Origin of the sequence: Phytohabitans sp. LJ34, from assembly GCF_052068095.1 — a bacterium.
Classification (GTDB): Bacteria; Actinomycetota; Actinomycetes; order Mycobacteriales; family Micromonosporaceae; genus Phytohabitans.
Genome location: NZ_JBQHDG010000049.1, coordinates 1 through 16,672 on the forward strand (window position 1 = coordinate 1; position 16,672 = coordinate 16,672).

The following is a 16,672-nucleotide window of genomic DNA, read 5'->3' on the forward strand; positions in this document are numbered from 1 at the left end:
CGCTTTCGACGTCCCGAAGAGCGATCCAGCTGCCATTGTGAAAGCCGGACTCGACGGCCTGGAGGCCGGCGACTGGGCGGGCGGCCACCCGCGTGGGCGTAGAACCGGGCAGGCACGCCCGCCGGGCCGCTGAGGACGAAGTCGGCGGCCCGTTCCCCGACACCAAGCTGCCCTCGACGGCCCATCTGCATGCGATCACGTTGGATGCAGAGAACCTTACGCCCCTCAGGGCTCGCGGCTGGCTCGCACAACCGATCGCATCGCACTACCTTTCTGGCCAGGCCCCTCACGATGCGCTATCGGCCTGTTCAGGGGTCTTCAACAGCCTCGGCGTGCAGTCCCCCCTCGGCCTCGCGTCGACGAGTCGCAACGAACCTCATCTGCTCCGGGTCGAGGCCGAGATCCAGGAGAAGCCGACTCGCGGCGCCGGTCTCGTCGACCAAGATGACGGCCAGCAGACCGATCCTCTATGTACGGGTGGCCCCGCTCGCTGGCCAAGCCGCTCGGCACGGCCACCCACTGTTTGCCCAGTGTCAGCACCGGCCCGGTGGGCCGGAGGCATCACCATGCGAACCAGGCCGCGACCGTCACTGGTGACCCGGTGCCACTCCCTTTCGGCGGACTACGGCGCCGCGGCGGCGGGCGATAAGCGGCCCACGATCTACCGCAGCACCGTGGCCGATAATCTGATAATCAGATATAGTGGTGGAATGCGGACCATGACAGCTACTGAAGCATCCCGCCGCTTCTCTGATCTCCTTGACGCGATCGAGCGGGGGGAGACCGTCACGGTCACACGCGGAAACCGGCCCATCGCCGAGATCCGGCCTGCCCGCCGCCGGACGGGAAAGGATCTTCGTGAGGCGCTCGCCGAGACCACGCCGCCGGACGAGCGGTTTGAAACGGACATCGCCGAAGCCACGGCGCTGCTGACCTCCGACAGGACGGATCCGTGGGCCGGCACCTGATCCTCGATACCAACATCCTCATCGCCTATGAACGCGGCACCATCGATAGAGGAGCACTCGACAGCGACGAGCTGGCCGTGGCGGCGATCACAATTGCGGAGTACCGAGTCGGCATCGAACTCGCCGACACGGCAGAACGCGCGGCCAACCGTGCGCGAGCGCTTGTCGCGATCACTTCTGCAATCGACGTCCTCGACTACACCGAAACCACAGCGGCACACCACGCCCGACTCATCGCCCACGTCCGGCGCTCGGGGAGGCCGCGCGGCGCCCACGACCTGATCATCGCGGCACACGCCACGGAAACCGACCGCGTCATCGTTAGCCGAGACGCAGCGGCCCGATTCGGCGACCTACCCGGAGTTGTTGCGCTGCCAGCCTGAGTATCGGACCGAACGACCGCAGCCTCGATCGGCAGTTCTTCGGCTAGGCCCCTTGCCCGCCGGGCAGACACAGGTCAAGGCGTTGGCCTGTGAACTGCCGGCGACCAGCGGGGTTCCGCTGTCGCGGTGGTCCAGCGTCGAGTTGGCTGACTAGGCGGTCACCGCCGGTGTGGTCGAGTCGATCAGCGGCTCCACCGTGCGCCGCTGGCTACGCCGCGACGCCCTCAAACCCTGGCAGTACCGGTCCTGGATTGCGCCACGCGCGGCCGACGGGCGAATCGCGGCTAAATCGGCGCAGAACCGGCGCTTATGAACGCAGCGGACAAACACATTCCGTGCCCTCGACGCACCTTGACCGCCCTCTATTACCTCCTTACAGTCATGTCGGACGGTATTCAAATCGATCATTGTATCTTTGTCCGATCTAACGGGGGAGGCGACGTGTCGATTGTCCGTGTGTCCATTGCGGTTGCGGCCTTAGCTGCCGCAGCCGTCGCATTAGCGCCGTCGAGTATTGGACTCGGCGAGCAGGACGAGGCGACGAAACAGGTATCGCTCAAGGATGAGAACGTTGTGCGGCTGCCGCCGGCTTCTGCGTCGGATTACCGCAATCACAAGGTGACCACAAGCGTCGACACTTCCAATCTCGACGCCCAACTGGCCGTCGCGGCGGATCGGTACATGGCTGGCGACGCCGCGCTGAGCGCGATGTTGCAGGGTGTCGCGTACAAGGTCGTCAAGGAAGGGCCGTGGACCAGGCAGAAGACCGACCAGCGCATTGGCATCGTCCGGGAGCTGCGGCTCGAGCGGCCGGTGGATACGCCGATGCGGGAGTGGCCGGTAGCGCGCTGGGACGAAGCAGCTGACACCTACAAGGAGGGGACGTTCAAGGCGGCATATCGAGGAGTGTCATCGATCACCGTGCACATCGCCGATGCGGCGGGCGTCGTCTCACTGATTCCCGGTAACAGTGTTGTGGTCAGCAATGAAGGCAGCGGTTGGCGCGAAAACTCCGGTGGAAAGTGAGGGGAATGATGAACACACCCGTCATCGCGCAGAGCCAACGGGGCCGGCTCGCCATTCTCATGACGCTGCTGCTTCTGGGGGTTTCCGCTGCGGTCAGTGTGCCGGCCAGCCCGGCCGCCGCGGCGACCGCTCGCAACGGGCAGTGCCAGCGATTCCGCACGCCAGACAACAGTTCTTACTGGTTCAACTACGATTTCCTCGAAGAAACCGCGGACTGTGGAGCGGTCGACTGGGCGACGAGCCTGCTGTTTTGGGGCACCGCCGACATCGACTTCGTGAAGTCCACCCTGGGCGACCTCGGCTACGAGGACAGCAGCTTCGAGATCATGCACATGCCGGTGCAGAGCTACGACACCAGCGAGGTGTGGGACGGCGACGGCGGTAAGAAGGAGATCGCCTGCCCAGCGGTCGGCCTCTCGGCCAGGCACTACCGCATCTACGCGCCGCCGGAGCGTGACTACATGTGGGCGAACGGGTTCGGCTTCTTCGTGGTGGGCACGACACATATCGACGCCAACGAGTGCCCGCCGATCGGCAAGCGGCACTACGGCAGCGAGGAGACAGAGCGGCACATCGCCCAGGTCGCGAGCAACGCCGGATATCCGACCGCGGTCGACTGGTCCAACTTCCTGAACGAGGAACCGTACCGCGTCGAGGGAAGCCACACGTGGGAGAACAGCGGCCGCGCCACGTACATCAACATGTAGGCGGCAGCGGACCGATGATGCCAACAAGGATCTCAGCCCACGCACTCGCGGCGTTGTTCACGCTCGTCGCGGTGCTCGTCCCGGGTCCCGCTCCGGCGGGGTCCGGGTCGCCGGGTGAGGAAAACAGCCAGTGGTGGGCCGTCGAGCAGGCGGCCACAAGCAAGCCACTCACCCGGGCCGCACCGACGGCTTCCACGACCGTCCGCATTCCTGAGTCGGGACAACACCAGAAACTGTGGTACGTGACGCGGGTCGGCGCCCGCATCGACTTCGAGGCGGGCGGCGTCGACCGCGGCAACGGCCGTCTCGTCGCGTACGCAAATGGCAAAGCCGTAGCGCTGATCACGCTGCGCGCTCAGAAAGACGGCGTACGGATCTTTTACGACGGGGTGCTGACCGGCCCGAAGGTGACGGTGACGGAGGCCAGTCACGCAGTCGTGCAGTACACCAACTACGTGGTGGACGACTCGGCGCGCTCCGGGCCCAACACGGTGAAGTTCGCGCTGGAGGATCGAGGTCGCCTCGTCAAGCAGGTCACCATCCACCAGGACAGCGCGCTGGGGCGCACGACGATACCCCCGGAGCAGCTGTCCATACATTCGCCTGCCACGGTTACTGCCGCTCCCGGCGAGCGATTCAAGGTGCCGTACTCCGTGCGGAGCCGGCGCGAACGCGAGGATCGTCCACTGACCGTGCGCGCGCAGAAGACGGACGGCCGCCTCGAGTTGGTGTCGAGCGAGCACCGCTACAACGCGACCGGCCACGGTGTCAAAGGCCATTTCGTCGCCTCGGCGAAGGAGCCGGGCCAGTACGAGTTGTTGCTGGCCGCCAGCGGTGGATACAACGAGCCGACGAGTACGGTGCTGCTGACGGTCAAAGCGTCCGGCTGGCGGTATCCCAGTGGCATCCAAATCTTGGCGGCGCTCTTGCTGGTGGCGTTCGCATTCCTGATCCTGCCGACCACTCGCCGAGCGCGGTCCTTCCGCCGGCGGGCGCGCCGGCGGCACTGAGCGGTAGGGTTGGCCGCACCATGAGCGTCGCAAAACAGGTCGCCTGGATCGGTTTTGGCTTGGTCACCGGCGCAGTTGCCGGCGTGATCTGGGGTTGGCTGGGCAGCGACGGCTACGAAAGCTGGGACTCCGCCATCGGCACCGGTTTCCTCTGCGCGTTGGCCGGTGCTTTGGTGGCGGTCGCCGTCCTCGCCGGCCGGGGATGGGTCGCCCACCGCAGACACCGCCGCTGATACGGCGGCCGGTCCCACGTGGACTCCGTACAGCGTTGCCAGCGCCTTCGCTGTGCTAGGTAGCCGGCAGTTGGTAACGGTGGTCGGCGTCTACCGCCACCAGCTCCGACCGGTGCTGCTGACCGGCGCCGTCGCCATGGATGAGATCTTCGGGGCTGACTCGGATGCTTAGTCACCCAGATAGTCACCCAGAGACAACGAGAGGGCATATCCATCAATGGGATATGCCCTCTGATCTGCGTCGGGACGGCCGGATTTGAACCGACGACCCCTTGACCCCCAGTAGTCCAGTGGGTCAGCGGCATGCTCACGCACGTTTGCCCAGGTCGCTGCAAGCATAAATCGGCCGAGTAAAGGAGTCCCACCGGACACACGATCCGGGTCCCCGCCCAAGGCCAGACAACACAGCAGGGTGCGAAGCGCGCTGCGCAGCTGATGCGTCCACGACACCGAGGTATCACAACACTCGGGCAGCGGCGGCAGCCGGATATGGACCGCCCGCACCCAGAAGACCCCGTAGTAGCGGCAGCCAGCCAACGCGACACAGTCGCGACGGGCACGGCCCGTAGCGCGACAGCCACGGCATCGCAGCCCAGGCATTAGGGGGCCTGGCGACGCAAGACCAACACCCGCGCTACAACAACGAGCTGCCACGCCGGACCGCGACCCGCTCCCGACACTGACGATCGGCCCAGCTTCGTCACCCCTCGTAACGAGCGGATCGCGGCAGATCCGGATGCCAAGATCACTCGTTCGGACGTCATCGACATGTCGCCGAGCCGCCCGCGATCGGCGGCATGACAGTGCACCTGATCTAGCGGCTCGCGCCACCGTGCAGAGCCCTGGCCGGACCAAATATCAGGTGCCCTGCCGAGGCCGCTGTACTTCTAGGATTCGGACTGTCACGCGTTTTCCTTCAAGCTGGGCCGCTTTTTTAAGCAGATCGGCGTGGGTGTTGGCGCGATCGCGCTTCCTGGCAGCGGCTAGTCGTCGATCATCGTGGTCGGTCCATTCGTCTGTCGGGAACCACCCGACTAGGTAGATGCCTGTGTCGGTTTGTGCGTCATCGAGATAGCGCTGAGCAAGTTGCGCAGTCAGGTCTTTCTCAAGTCCTGGATTCCATTGGCCCTTGGCCTCTATCACGACGGCCAGCCGAGTCATGGAGTCGTCAGTGCTGCTCAGGTGCGGCCCGCGGTTGGCGAACGCCTCTATGAGGATGTCCGTTCGGTGACCAGCGCCATAGGGATCTGTCGGCCTGACGAGCACTTCGCGATTGATGGCGACGCCTCGGTTGCTTAGGCGTATCTTCAGTTCGTGGGCCACATAGGCGCACAGTGCGGCTTCAGGCTTGGGCCGCCATGGCTCCTCGCTCCGCCTGCGGCGCCGTTCGCGGGGCGGTGATGCAGAATCCGGCTGGCGTTGGCGGTCCCAGAGCAACTCGCCGTGTGTTGATAGGTCGCGCGCGATGTGCTCGAGGGTGTCATCCAAGAGGTCGGCGAGTTCGTGGTTTGTGCGCACCAGCCGCCGGTCAGGGTTGGCCAACAAGATGGCGACGTCCTCGGGGGCGGGTGCCATCCACAGCGACGCGTGCACTGCGGTGCGTACTGTGACGACCGCTGCCGCGAAGTCCAGGCGTTCGGGGAACCGCCGTTGCAGTGCGTTAAGCTGCTCGAGTGCGGCTGGGGTTCGCCGGTTGGTGAGGTCGCGCAGTGCCTGACGCTCCCATTCCTGGGCACTATCGACCTCTTGGAAGCCATCTGAGCGCTGCTGTTCACCCGCCGTGCGTGGCAAGGTGGTCAGCCAGCGCAGTAGTAGTGCCAGTTGCTCCTCGTCAAGCTGACTGTTGATGTCCTCAGCCCTGGCGCCGACTTGGTGGGCGAGTTGCACGCCGAGCAGGCGGGTCCGTAGGACGTCGAGGAGGGTGGATAGGTCGACGGCTCCGGAACGGAGTAGCGACTCGGCGCAGACGAGTGAATAGTCCGCCGGTCCAGCTTCGGGTTGATTCTCGATTGCGGCCATGGCTGTCGCGATCGTGGCTGCGTGCCGGATGGACATGAGTGCATGGAGAGCGCTGCGTAGGGTGTGAACGGCCTCGCGCCGTTGGTCGGAGCCCTCGTCCAATCGCAGCGTTGGTAGTGCTAGGCGCTCGTGATCCGACTCGAGGACTTCAGCTAGGCCGGGCACGGTGCTGGCGCCGTGTCCTGTCGCATCACTGATGGCTGTCACGATGCGGTATAGAGCTGTGTGGTGCCGTGAGACAAAGTCGCGGTCGCTCAGGTCGAGCTGGTTCGGTGCTGAGCCTCGTGCAAGCTCACCGATCACATATGTAGGGATGGCATCCTCGAGATCGCGGAAGGCGTGCTCGCTTGCCTCGGCGAGCAGGTGGTACCGGCGGGCATAGCCGCCGTCGGCCTCGGAACTGGGCGTGAACCACAGGATCGCGCCAACCCAGGACCGCCACACTCGGTCGGAAATTCCGGCGGTGAGGCCGAGGCGTTCGAGCAGAGCGAGTGCAAGGTATCCGGCCCAGGCGCGTTTGTCGTATCGCGTTGTCCCCCGCCACTCAGTGCGGCAGTCTTCGCTCTTGGTGAGGAAATTCCGGGCAACTTTCGGCAGAAGCTCGCTGAGCGACGGCTCCAGTAACGATGCCGCCGGGAACGTCCGGGGGTCGTCGGCACCGCTCGGCGCATGTCCGCGCCCGGTCCGCGGGTCGAACTGGAGGTTCCACAGCAGGCGCCAGAAGGCATTCAGGTCGCCTGCCGTTGCTAGCTCCCAGTCGGCGACTAGCTTGGCATGGAACTCCTCGGCCTCCGCGAAGTCGGGCGTGTTCTCGGAACGAGTGCGTTCTAGGTTGCTACGCAACGCTTCAGCGAGAGGGCTGTCGAGCCGTATCGGGTCGAAGTGAACGCGCAGCGCCTGCCACAGCGGAGTGTCTTCGTAGGCGAACGCCAGATCGTGGGCCTCCCTGTCCTCTGGGTCCATGACACTCTTGTACGGCGCGCCATGCTGCAACGGATGTCGGTGTCTGGCCGGCCCTGTCAGGATTTCGCCATGCTAGTCACCCTGACCCCTGGCGTCGACCGGGATCGCGTCCTCGAACTGCTCCGATCCGCCGCCAGCGAGATCATCAATAATCACGGCAACCAGTCTGGCTACGTACGGTGGGCGCTGAACGTCGGCCGGATGCTGCGCGGCCAGATCGCCCGTCTCGACTTGGAGCGGCTCCTGTTCACGCCGGCCTTCTACCGGCTGCTCGATCCGCCGCTGATGGGTACACCGCAAGGCCTTCAACTGCTCGAGGCGGAGATTTCCGAACGCCAGGCCTTGCTCACTGCGGCTTTCGAGACGCTTCGGGACCAGATCGGAAGGTGGAATGCCGCAGCGGGCAAGGTACTGGCGGTCGTGGACAGCAGCGTGTTCATGTCCCATCCCGCATGGGTCCAGGACGACGACCCAACGGTGGTCATCGCGAGCATCCCGTGGGCTGAAGAGCTCGGGATCGGCTTCGAGGATGTCCTTCTCGTGCTTCCCGAGGTGGTTATCCGGGAGTTCGACAGGCTCAAGGAGTCGGGAAACCAGAAGGCTCGCCACCGAGCGTCGGTGACACTTGCCGTCATCGACAAGCTTTTAGCCAATCCGTACGGCACGGTGCCGATCCGACTCAGGGACAACGACTGGGAGGCGATGACCGCGCGTGGGGAGATGCCGCGCGGTGCGGTTCACCTGCGGGTGTTTTACGACGATCCGGCGCATCGGCCGCTATCGGACGCGGATGCAGAGGTCATCGATCGGGCCGTGGCGGTGCAGACCCTCGCGGGTAAGGCAGTCCAGCTTGTGACGATGGATACCGGAATGGGGCTCAACGCACGTCGGGCCGGGCTGCTAGTGACGAAGCCGGCGAGGGAAATTGAGGCGCCGCCGCCCCAAAGTCAGTCGATGCGGGCACGCCGTCGGTCGACGGCCGGACCCGCCCAGACAGCGACGCAATGATCCGCTGCCGGGAGGTCCGGCGACTCCAGTGCCTACCGGGGCTTTCCGCGGTGCACGCATCGTCGAGGCGGCGCAACTGATTCGCCCGGTGAGCCGGAGGGGTTACCAGCTCGACAGCTTGGAGACGACGAGTGCTGCCGCGGTGATGATCCCTCCGATCGCGAGCAGAAGCCCAGCCAGTTCCGACGCGATACGCCGGCACGCGCGGATCTTGGTAGCTAGACGAGATGCCCGTCCGAGACGTTCGCGAGTCATGACTACGAGAATGGTGCTTCACTCTGCGATGCTCTTAACTGATGCAAAAAGATGATCTTCGTGAGCGGCTCCGACGCCGGCTACGTCGCCGTGACATCGATGACCTCTGGGCATATCTCGACCAGCAGCATTACGTTACGGAGTTTGCGGACGACCTTGACCGGTTGGTTGACACCGCGCGGGCGGTCCTCAAAGCAGGTCGCGCGGCGCGCCGTCCTGCGGCGCGTCAAGACGGTGCGTTCGGTGATGTGGCAGACCCGCGTCGACCGCCGAAGGGTTTGGAACAAGCGTGGGCACGATCGCTGCTCGTCGCTGCTGAAGCCTCGCGCCACGAGGCCGTAGAGGTGTTCCGCGCGCGGAACCTGCCCGGTGGCTTGCTCGCGTGGTCCGATGTTCAGACCTGGTTGGAAGATCAGAAGGCCATCGAAGGGCCGATTACCAACGACATCACGGTTACCGTCGAAACTGATTGGCTGGACTACCGCGGCCGCGGCCACATGGTGTTCGATCCGCCGATCGCCGAGGCCCGCGGTCTCCACCTCGCGTCACGGGATCTTGCCTATGCAGTTCCCGGTGGACGGTGGGTCAATCGGTTCGCGATCCGGGCTGACGGGCAACTCAATCAGCTGCGGCTATGCGCGGAGAGCCTCGCCGAGGTGTGTGGCTGGCAACCGGCGCAGGCGACGGTGTTCGTCCTGACCGGTGTCACGCCGCTGATTTCCTCGGTGCGCATCAAGACATCCGTAGTCGGCGGCGGCAAGATCACGCTGACCATCGAACCAACGGCGTCCAGCGAAGATGTGCTCAACGCCTACCACGCCGCTCGGCGTGAGCGAGGCATCGACCACCTGCGGACGCTGTCGGTGAAGCACGCTCGGCTTGCCGCGTTCGCGCTCGTCGAGTACGCGGACGTGCCGTGGGACGAGCGCTGGAACCGCTGGAATCGCGCGGAACCGAGATGGGCCTACTCGAAGTCTTCCAACTTCCGGCGGGATGCCCTCGCCGCCGCCAAACGGCTACTCGATCCCGACTCTCGACGGCGCGACGAATCGGCTCACCCGTCCATATTCTTCGACGACCCGGACCCTGCCCTAACAGCGGCCGAACCCACGACCTGAAAGGTACGATCAACGGCTCTCGACGACACCACGCTCGTGACCGGTGAGGTCCACCAAACGTTGAGGAAGCGGTTCTCTCCAAAGATGCCGTCAGCCCGCATGCTGCCAAGCGAGGCGATGATGGTCTTCAGGCGCGGGTAGTTGTCCAGCCAGGTGGCAGCCGTGCTGATCCCCCGATGTCCTCAAACGTCGCCAGCATCGGGTGTGGATCAAGGCGCCTACAAAGCTAACCCGGCCTCGATGGCGGCCTTTCCTTGGTCATTGACTCAAGCGTCTCGTACTCCCCATCAACAAGTAGACCAATGACTATGTTAAGTTCAGTCGCTATTTCGGCCGTTAAGCTCATGGCGTTTTCTTCCCGGTTTCCAGGTCCCCGTGTGGGGTCGGCGAGTCCCTCATCTTCGCCCATCCGCTTTGTCTCCGCCTGCGCCTGCTGCCTCGGCACTGCACCTTGTCGCTCGTCTCGCGCAGGCACTCCGTCGTCGCGCGCAGCGGGCAGTCGAGCGTCTCCGGGGCGAAATCACTCTCGGGGAGCACATGCCTGGGCCGTTCGTCCTGGTCTAGCAAGTCGCGCCCATTCACTGGATGCTCGATCGGTGTGCGCCGGTGAAGTCGCCCGTACGGGGATTGTGGTGGACGGTCCAGCGGGTTCGGTTGCGGTCGGTCACATACCAGGTCTCGGTGAAACCCTGGGCGCGCAGCTCCGGATTGTCTGTGCGGACCTGACCGGTGACCTCCACCTTGCCGTCGACCTGACCGACCGCCGCCTCCGGGGTCTTGTAACGCTCGGCGATCCCGGGGCCGCGCCGGGCCGCCTCCTGCTTGGCAAGGGCACGCTCGGCCTGTTCCCACTTCTCGTCGTCGGTGAGCTCCCGCTTGGGTGGCCGGCCCTGCTGAGACGGCCGAGTCGGCTTGGCCGGGCCAGCGGCGGTCGGCTCGGGTGTGGGAGCGGCTGGTTTCGGCGCAGGCAGCTGCCCTTGCTGCCGGGGCGCCGTCGGCGTGACCGGTCCGGCCGGGCTGCCGCCGGTGCCGGCGGTCGCCTCCCCGGGGCCGAGCAGGCCACGGGCCGGCGGGGAGACCTGGCCGTTGGCGACGGCGGCGACCTGCTGGCCGGTCGACAGGTTGGTGATCTCGCCGGTGCCGGTGGCCGGGTTGTAGGTAGCCCGGAGGTACTGTCCGGTGGGCCGGTGGTACGCCATCTGACTCACCACGCCGGTCTGCGGGTCCACCTGCGGTGCGGAGTAGATGACGTCCGGCTCGACCGTGGGTTTGTTGGTGACCGCGGGCGGGCCGCTCCGGCCGGTGGTGGCTGAGAGCGCGCCCGCGATCGCCACGAGCGCCATGGTGACGTCGATGAAGCCGCCCGCCATCAGGCCGCCGGCCGAGTCCTGCTGGGCGCGGGTGAACACGTCGTTGGCGCCGGTGCCGAGGTGGAAGGCGTACCCCTGCTCGATGGCCTCAGCACCGGAGGCGAGCTGAACCGCGGCGAGCGCCAGCCCGAACGGGGGAAAGATGAGGGCGAGCAGGGTGAGGATGAGGGTGGCCCCGATCTTCACGATGGCCCAGATGTGCTCGGACCGCTCGTCGTCCGCGACCGCTTCCCGCACCTCGGCGTCGGCGCTCGGCAGCAGGTCGTGCAGGACCGGGCCGAGTTGCAGGTAGTTGATCCGCCCGGCGGCGATCATGGCGCTGAGCTCGCCGTAGTCGGCTCGTCGCTGGGCGATCCGGGCGAGGATGGTGGCGCGGAGATGGTCCGGGGTCATGGCGCTGCCCAGGCTGAACACGTCGTCCGGGATGATTCGGTAGCCCTGGTCGCCGAGCGGGGCGACGACCGGCCGGATGGCGTTGATCGCAGCCTGCACCCGGGCGCTAGCGCTGCCATCGACTGCCGCCCAGGGGTCGGTCGGCCCGGGTGGCTGTCCGGCGAGCCCGGACAGCCGGTCGGCCGGCGAGGTCCAGGCCGGCCCGACATGCGCATGGTGGCGGGACAGTTCGTCGGCGCGGACGATCTCGTGGCAGCCGGTGCAGGCCCGCCACTCGCCGCGGGCCTGGTGCTCCTCGACATTGCGGCGGAACGGGTTCGGGTCGTTGCTCCAGGCGTTGAAGGCCGGCATCCCGCCTGTACGCTCCGCGGTGCCCCGCAGGTCGGCGGCGGACTGGGCGAGGACCTGGGTCTGCAGGCCGGCGGCCGAGAACTGGGTCTCGATGAGCACCCGCCACTCGTCGAGGCTCGCCTGGTTCTGGGTGAGCCGGTGCTGCGCGGACAGCAGGACGGCCTGCTGGAAACGGGCGTGCCGGGCGGCAACGCCGTCCCCGGAGCCCGGCGCACCGGTGCCGCCCACCAGCCGGTTCACCTGCTCCTTCTGGAGGATGTCCTGGTTCTCGCGCGCGGCGGTGTACTCCGGCGTGCCGGGGACAAGCGTCGCGAGGTGCCCGTCGAGAGTCCGCAGTTGCTCGGCGAGATCACCGTCGGGCAGGTTCGCGGTGTACTGCGGGGTAATCGACATGAGGCGTACGTCGTCGGCTAGCGCGCGGGCGACCGTCCCGCCGGATCCGCCCGGCATCTGCACCGGCCCGCCGTTCGCGAATTGCTCTGCGGCCGCCTCGGCGGCTCGCTCGGCGGGGTCCGCCGGATCGCTGAACCAGGTCGAACCGGCACCGCTCGGCCGGGCCGGGCCGAAACTTTGCTGCACCACGTGTGTCAGCTCATGCGCCAGCAACCGTCTGCCGCCGGCACTGCCCGGGTCGTACCGTCCCGGGGCGAAATAGGTGTCGCTACCGATCGTGAACGCCGCCGCCGCCGCCCGCGCGGTCGCGTCGGCGGCCGCCGCGTCGTCATGCACGCGCACCGCCGAGAAGTCGGCGCCGAACCGGGCCTCGGCCTCGGCCCGGAACCCGTCCGGCAACGACCGGCCTGCACCGGCGGCCGCGACCGAGCGCTCGAACCTGTCCGGGGTCGCGTCAGCCGAGCGAGCGGAGCTGTCGACCAGCCGTCTGACCGCGCCGTTGCCGGCCATCCCGAGGCGGGCGATGACCGGGCCGAGGTCGCCGGGCTCCGCCTCCGGACGCGAGCCCGCCAGGAGCCGCGAGACCGCGGAGTTGCCCGCGCCGTGCAGCGGGTCCAGCGCTTGCGGCACGGCCCGTTCCGCGCGTTCGGCCGGCTCCGGAACGACCTCGCGGGCACGGACCCGTTCCTCACCGACCAGCCCGTCGCGTCCACTTGCCTCGGCTACCACCCACCCATCGTGCCCAGATCCCGCCTCGGAGTACGCGAAAGAGGCACCCACCCGACAGGACGCGCCGCGCCGTCGTCGCTAGCCCTCCAGTAGTTGCCGCTCGGGTCCCAGGACGAACCCACGGCCCTGCCGGCCCCCTGGACAGAATGCTCAGGCGGTGGTGATGTCGACCCGAGGGGTTGGCGACGTGGATGCCGAGGACTCGATCGTTACTGAGGACCAGTCTGATCCGGTCGAGTCTTCGCCGGGCGGCTGCGTTGGCTGCAGGTGGTGTACGGCGTCCTCGAGGGCATCGGGCTGTACTCGATGATGCGGTTGGCGGCGGCGTTGAACCGCACACCGGCGATGTCCTGGCAGATCAGGATCGTCACGCCGTCGCTGACGGCCCACCGGACGCCCAGCTCCAGATAGACGTTGGGATTGGCGCCGGTCAAGTCGGCAACGTAGATGTCGGCGTCCGTCGCCCCGGCGAACATCGAGTGATGTACCGGGCCGGCTGCCGACTTCTCCTTCTCGATGACGAGTTCGACGTCGCAGCCCAGCCGCCGCCGAACCAGCTCCGCGGCAGGCTCAAGTAGCCGCCGGCGGATCGCGGGACAGTCTGTCCAGCCAGCCGACTCTCCCATGGAGGTGCCCGGCATCGCCACGAAGCACCGCAGCATCCGGGCGCCAGGCGTGAAGGTTGATTCGGCTGCGGTCCCGAAACCATCGGCCGTAGCGGTGGGGACGGGCTGCGCGCGTCGGTCCATGGCGTGTAGCAGCTGCAGCTGCCGCCACCGCGACCGCCAGGGGCTCTAGCCGCGGGTCCTGAGAGGTAACCGCGCGGCGACGCGGGTCCCAGCATGTATAGCGTCTGCACCAAGGCGCTGAGGAAGTCCAAACGCGGCAGGCGCTTACCGGCCAGCGCCTCACTGACAGCGGACTGCCGAGGATGGTGTGCGGCAAGTCGCAAGTGGGAATAGCACGTGGCTGATTCACGGAGGCACCTTTGCCGTCCTAGCAGCCAGTCCTTTACCATCTTTCGTTCGTGTTGTGGTCATTCAGAGATCCCACGGATGGCGGGGAAACATGCCAATCCGACTCGCGAAGAACCTGAGCGGCTTGATCCGGGTTGTCACGCACGGCCGATCGCAGCTGACGAAGCCGCCAGTTGACTCGGCCCCGACATACGACATCTTCCCAACCGTCTTGGGCGTCCACGCCAAGTTCACGGATTAGGAACTCCAAGAGATCCTCGAGACAAGGGCGGAACCGTTCGCCCCCTACAGGAAGGTGCATTGCCGACAGATCTCGTTGATTCTTGGTAGAACCCCGCGCGGCATCGGCCGCAGCTCGAAACACTTTGTCGAAGCGATCCCTCGGAGCGTGCACGTGCCAATGAGCCACTGGAACGTTACGCATATCACTTCGGTACTCCAGGCGAACAAGCGGAATGTTGTCGTCGGCAGACCACACTTTAATATCAGACCGTACCGCCTTCAAGTACCGATCTGCATGGTCAAGCGTAAGAAAGAACACGAGGTCTAGATACGCTAGCGTTGTCCCCCGGATCGTAAGATCGATCCAGCGGCGTCGACCTTCGCCGTCTGGATGCACCAGGAAGCGACCACTTGCTGGCAGGTGCTCAGTTACGAGAACCGCTTGCGACGGCAAGACGCCGTCAAGAGTTTGCTGCACCTCGACGGCAAAGTTAATTGATCGTTCTTCCAGAGAGAAGTTTTCGTTTTTCATAGCACTCGTACCTAGCCGATATCTTGGTCCCGTCCCAGAAGGTAGTTGATCTCGTCCAGTTGCTCTAAACACTCCCATTCCGGGCCGGAGAGGTCACTCTCGACCTGCTTCCGGCGTAGGTCGATCTCGGAGGTGCCTATTTCTGCCAAGAGACTATCGCGGCGCCTCAGTAGCTCCTCCACGGAGACAGTAAAGACTTTAGGTGTCATACCTTCCTCCCGCGTAGGCCCCATCAGTGATATTTCGTCTTATCACCCGGTCCACAAAAAGTCAACGAGGGAAATCCGCCCTAAAGGCGAACCGAACCAGGGTGTCCGAATTCGAAGGTCACCCGCAAGGCAATGACCTGAAACCTCCCGTATCTCAAGTGGCTGCCGTTAGCAGCGGTAATGCTGTTGCGGAAGAAGGGTTGGTCGCGGGCGCGAATTATGACACGCAATCTTGCGCGTCGGCCCCGGTGGCGGGTTGGGGGATGGTCGCGTGAATTATGACCGCCCGCCCGTCAGCCCGTCAGCCCGCCGGTTCGACGGGCGGCGACAACGGAACGGCTTGCGGTGCGGTGGCGTACGACGCCGGTTGATCACTCAAGCGGAACGTGCCCCGCTACGGATTGACATGATCTAGACATGCAGTCACATGGGACAGCCGAATTTGCGACTCTTCCGACGATGACCTATGGGATGCTTGGCGCGACGGGTTGCTCAACTCGTGAGGAGGGATGTGCCATGATGGGTGGGAATGATGGTCTGCGCGAAGCTATAGAGGCGCGGCGAGAAGAAGTAATAGCGGGCGAGTCCGGCTTCATCGGCGAGTGCCGCGAAGCAGTGCCGTTCGGGGAGACGTTTTACGTAGTCTCAAGTGGCAGGGAGTACCTCTCCTGCACTCACACGCCCCCTCACACTCGCGAGGTGGACTGATGCTGGCTCCTTTGAGAGTGCCACTCGCCACCGCACTGTACGCGCTGATCGGTATTCTACTGGCGAGGTATTGGTACGATGGGGTTCATTGGCCTACGTGGACGACCTTGGGCGTAGCCGCCGCTTTGGCTTTTTGTGCCGCGCCGACTGCTCGCAGCCAGATAACGCGAAGGCCATTGCTCGCCATGCGTATCTTTGAAACCTACTCCTGGATCAACGGCCTCCTTGCGGCGGTTGCTGCGTGCGCCACGGTTTTGGTGACCGTGAAACTCGCCGCTGCCGGAGGGGATGACGATCCGTTGAAGGAGCTGGTGACTCAAGCCAGCGCCGCGCTGACCACGCTGATCGGCGGGATTGTCGTCGCGACAAAGGACGTCGACGAAACGCTCGGCAAGCGGATTGCTAAGGAATTCCAGGCAAAATTTACAGTGCAGGGCCAAGAGCAGGAAGGCAAAGTTACGTTAGAACGAGACTCGGCGGCACTGCTGGCAGTATTCACCAAATATGAAAACGGTTGGACCGACTGGTCAGAAGATACCCGAGCCGCGAGAATTAAGTCCCTTGAGGACAATCTTGTAACCGATAGGGTGTGATCTCAAATCACTATCGCCCACCAATGCCTGTCGTCTATACGAAACCATCCGCTCATCGGCTAGATGAGTAGGTTTGGGCGACGTGGCCGCGTTTGCAGGCGAATCACCACGTCGCTGCGTCATCAACTTTCATTCGAACCTTCGCCGACGGTGGGGAGGCTATGGTCACCGAACGCGGGCGCTCACGCAACGCGTTACCACGATCTGGCGCTGTCCTCTCAAGGGCCGGTCGCAGGGCCTCGACGCCATTGATGCGAACGCCACCACGCGTGATCACGTGCACTGTTCTCGGCATTTCAGGACGTTGGGGTCGCGGAGTCGACACGGCCAGGGTGGACATCTGGAGCCCCATGCCGCTGCGTCGCTCCCTCCACGGTTGCTGGTTGGGCGACGACCGTCGCCCCACGGCCGCACCCGTCGCTACCCTCGACCGGTCATGATGCGTATCTCGGTTGTCGGTAACTCCGGCTCGGGCAAGTCCACACTGGCCAGAGCCATCGCCGCC

12 protein-coding genes are annotated in these 16,672 nt (G+C 65.3%); 9 read left to right on the forward strand and 3 right to left on the reverse strand.

The window, feature by feature from the left end; translation table 11 throughout:
• The first annotated feature begins 710 nt into the window (after nucleotides 1-710).
• The 6 genes from ACTMTJ_RS44865 (at nucleotide 711) to ACTMTJ_RS44890 (ending at nucleotide 4,327) form a co-directional block, all read left to right on the forward strand.
• Complete coding sequence (locus tag ACTMTJ_RS44865) at nucleotides 711-968, forward strand: type II toxin-antitoxin system Phd/YefM family antitoxin (protein ID WP_441225181.1); 258 nt, start codon at nucleotides 711-713, stop codon at nucleotides 966-968.
• Nucleotides 953-1,351: a type II toxin-antitoxin system VapC family toxin gene (locus tag ACTMTJ_RS44870; RefSeq protein ID WP_441225183.1), complete on the forward strand. Its 399-nt coding sequence runs from the start codon at nucleotides 953-955 to the stop codon at nucleotides 1,349-1,351. The genes ACTMTJ_RS44865 and ACTMTJ_RS44870 overlap by 16 nt, the downstream gene beginning before the upstream one ends.
• Before the next feature lie 441 nt (nucleotides 1,352-1,792).
• Nucleotides 1,793-2,377: a hypothetical protein gene (locus ACTMTJ_RS44875; RefSeq protein ID WP_441225184.1), complete on the forward strand. Its 585-nt coding sequence runs from the start codon at nucleotides 1,793-1,795 to the stop codon at nucleotides 2,375-2,377.
• A gap of 8 nt (nucleotides 2,378-2,385) precedes the next feature.
• Nucleotides 2,386-3,084 (forward strand): hypothetical protein, encoded by a 699-nt coding sequence (locus ACTMTJ_RS44880; protein ID WP_441225186.1) that lies wholly within the window; start codon nucleotides 2,386-2,388, stop codon nucleotides 3,082-3,084.
• A gap of 17 nt (nucleotides 3,085-3,101) precedes the next feature.
• A complete protein-coding gene (locus ACTMTJ_RS44885) occupies nucleotides 3,102-4,094 on the forward strand; it encodes a hypothetical protein (RefSeq protein WP_441225188.1) in 993 nt (330 codons plus the stop codon).
• A gap of 20 nt (nucleotides 4,095-4,114) precedes the next feature.
• On the forward strand, nucleotides 4,115-4,327 hold the full coding sequence (locus ACTMTJ_RS44890) for a hypothetical protein (RefSeq protein WP_441225190.1): 213 nt from the start codon (nucleotides 4,115-4,117) through the stop codon (nucleotides 4,325-4,327).
• Nucleotides 4,328-5,185: 858 nt separating this feature from the next.
• Here the strand turns inward: ACTMTJ_RS44890 and ACTMTJ_RS44895 are convergent.
• Nucleotides 5,186-7,309 (reverse strand): hypothetical protein, encoded by a 2,124-nt coding sequence (locus ACTMTJ_RS44895; protein WP_441225191.1) that lies wholly within the window; start codon nucleotides 7,307-7,309, stop codon nucleotides 5,186-5,188.
• A gap of 21 nt (nucleotides 7,310-7,330) precedes the next feature.
• Here ACTMTJ_RS44895 and ACTMTJ_RS44900 point away from each other — a divergent pair, with 21 nt between their 5' ends.
• Together ACTMTJ_RS44900 and ACTMTJ_RS44905 are read left to right on the forward strand one after the other, a co-directional pair.
• Nucleotides 7,331-8,317 (forward strand): PIN domain-containing protein, encoded by a 987-nt coding sequence (locus tag ACTMTJ_RS44900; protein WP_441225193.1) that lies wholly within the window; start codon nucleotides 7,331-7,333, stop codon nucleotides 8,315-8,317.
• 296 nt (nucleotides 8,318-8,613) lie between these two features.
• On the forward strand, nucleotides 8,614-9,690 hold the full coding sequence (locus ACTMTJ_RS44905; RefSeq protein WP_441225194.1) for a hypothetical protein: 1,077 nt from the start codon (nucleotides 8,614-8,616) through the stop codon (nucleotides 9,688-9,690).
• A gap of 578 nt (nucleotides 9,691-10,268) precedes the next feature.
• Here ACTMTJ_RS44905 and ACTMTJ_RS44910 read toward each other — a convergent pair.
• On the reverse strand, nucleotides 10,269-12,926 hold the full coding sequence (locus ACTMTJ_RS44910) for an eCIS core domain-containing protein (RefSeq protein WP_441225195.1): 2,658 nt from the start codon (nucleotides 12,924-12,926) through the stop codon (nucleotides 10,269-10,271).
• Between the two features lie 209 nt (nucleotides 12,927-13,135).
• The gene (locus ACTMTJ_RS44915) at nucleotides 13,136-13,675 is read right to left on the reverse strand and encodes a hypothetical protein (protein WP_441225197.1); all 540 of its coding nucleotides are present in this window, start codon (nucleotides 13,673-13,675) and stop codon (nucleotides 13,136-13,138) included.
• A gap of 1,898 nt (nucleotides 13,676-15,573) precedes the next feature.
• Here ACTMTJ_RS44915 and ACTMTJ_RS44920 point away from each other — a divergent pair.
• Nucleotides 15,574-16,167: a hypothetical protein gene (locus tag ACTMTJ_RS44920; RefSeq protein WP_441225199.1), complete on the forward strand. Its 594-nt coding sequence runs from the start codon at nucleotides 15,574-15,576 to the stop codon at nucleotides 16,165-16,167.
• Nucleotides 16,168-16,672: the final 505 nt, after the last annotated feature.

Bases quoted from the DNA above. Each gene is read 5' to 3' on its own strand.
- ACTMTJ_RS44880 (WP_441225186.1), top strand. From the start codon at position 2,386: ATGAACACACCCGTCATCGCGCAGAGCCAACGGGGCCGGCTCGCCATT.
- ACTMTJ_RS44865 (WP_441225181.1), top strand. From the start codon at position 711: ATGCGGACCATGACAGCTACTGAAGCATCCCGCCGCTTCTCTGATCTC.
- ACTMTJ_RS44895 (WP_441225191.1), bottom strand. From the start codon at position 7,309: ATGGACCCAGAGGACAGGGAGGCCCACGATCTGGCGTTCGCCTACGAA.
- ACTMTJ_RS44915 (WP_441225197.1), bottom strand. From the start codon at position 13,675: ATGGACCGACGCGCGCAGCCCGTCCCCACCGCTACGGCCGATGGTTTC.
- ACTMTJ_RS44900 (WP_441225193.1), top strand. From the start codon at position 7,331: ATGCTGCAACGGATGTCGGTGTCTGGCCGGCCCTGTCAGGATTTCGCC.
- ACTMTJ_RS44905 (WP_441225194.1), top strand. From the start codon at position 8,614: ATGCAAAAAGATGATCTTCGTGAGCGGCTCCGACGCCGGCTACGTCGC.
- ACTMTJ_RS44885 (WP_441225188.1), top strand. From the start codon at position 3,102: ATGCCAACAAGGATCTCAGCCCACGCACTCGCGGCGTTGTTCACGCTC.
- ACTMTJ_RS44920 (WP_441225199.1), top strand. From the start codon at position 15,574: ATGCTGGCTCCTTTGAGAGTGCCACTCGCCACCGCACTGTACGCGCTG.
- ACTMTJ_RS44890 (WP_441225190.1), top strand. From the start codon at position 4,115: ATGAGCGTCGCAAAACAGGTCGCCTGGATCGGTTTTGGCTTGGTCACC.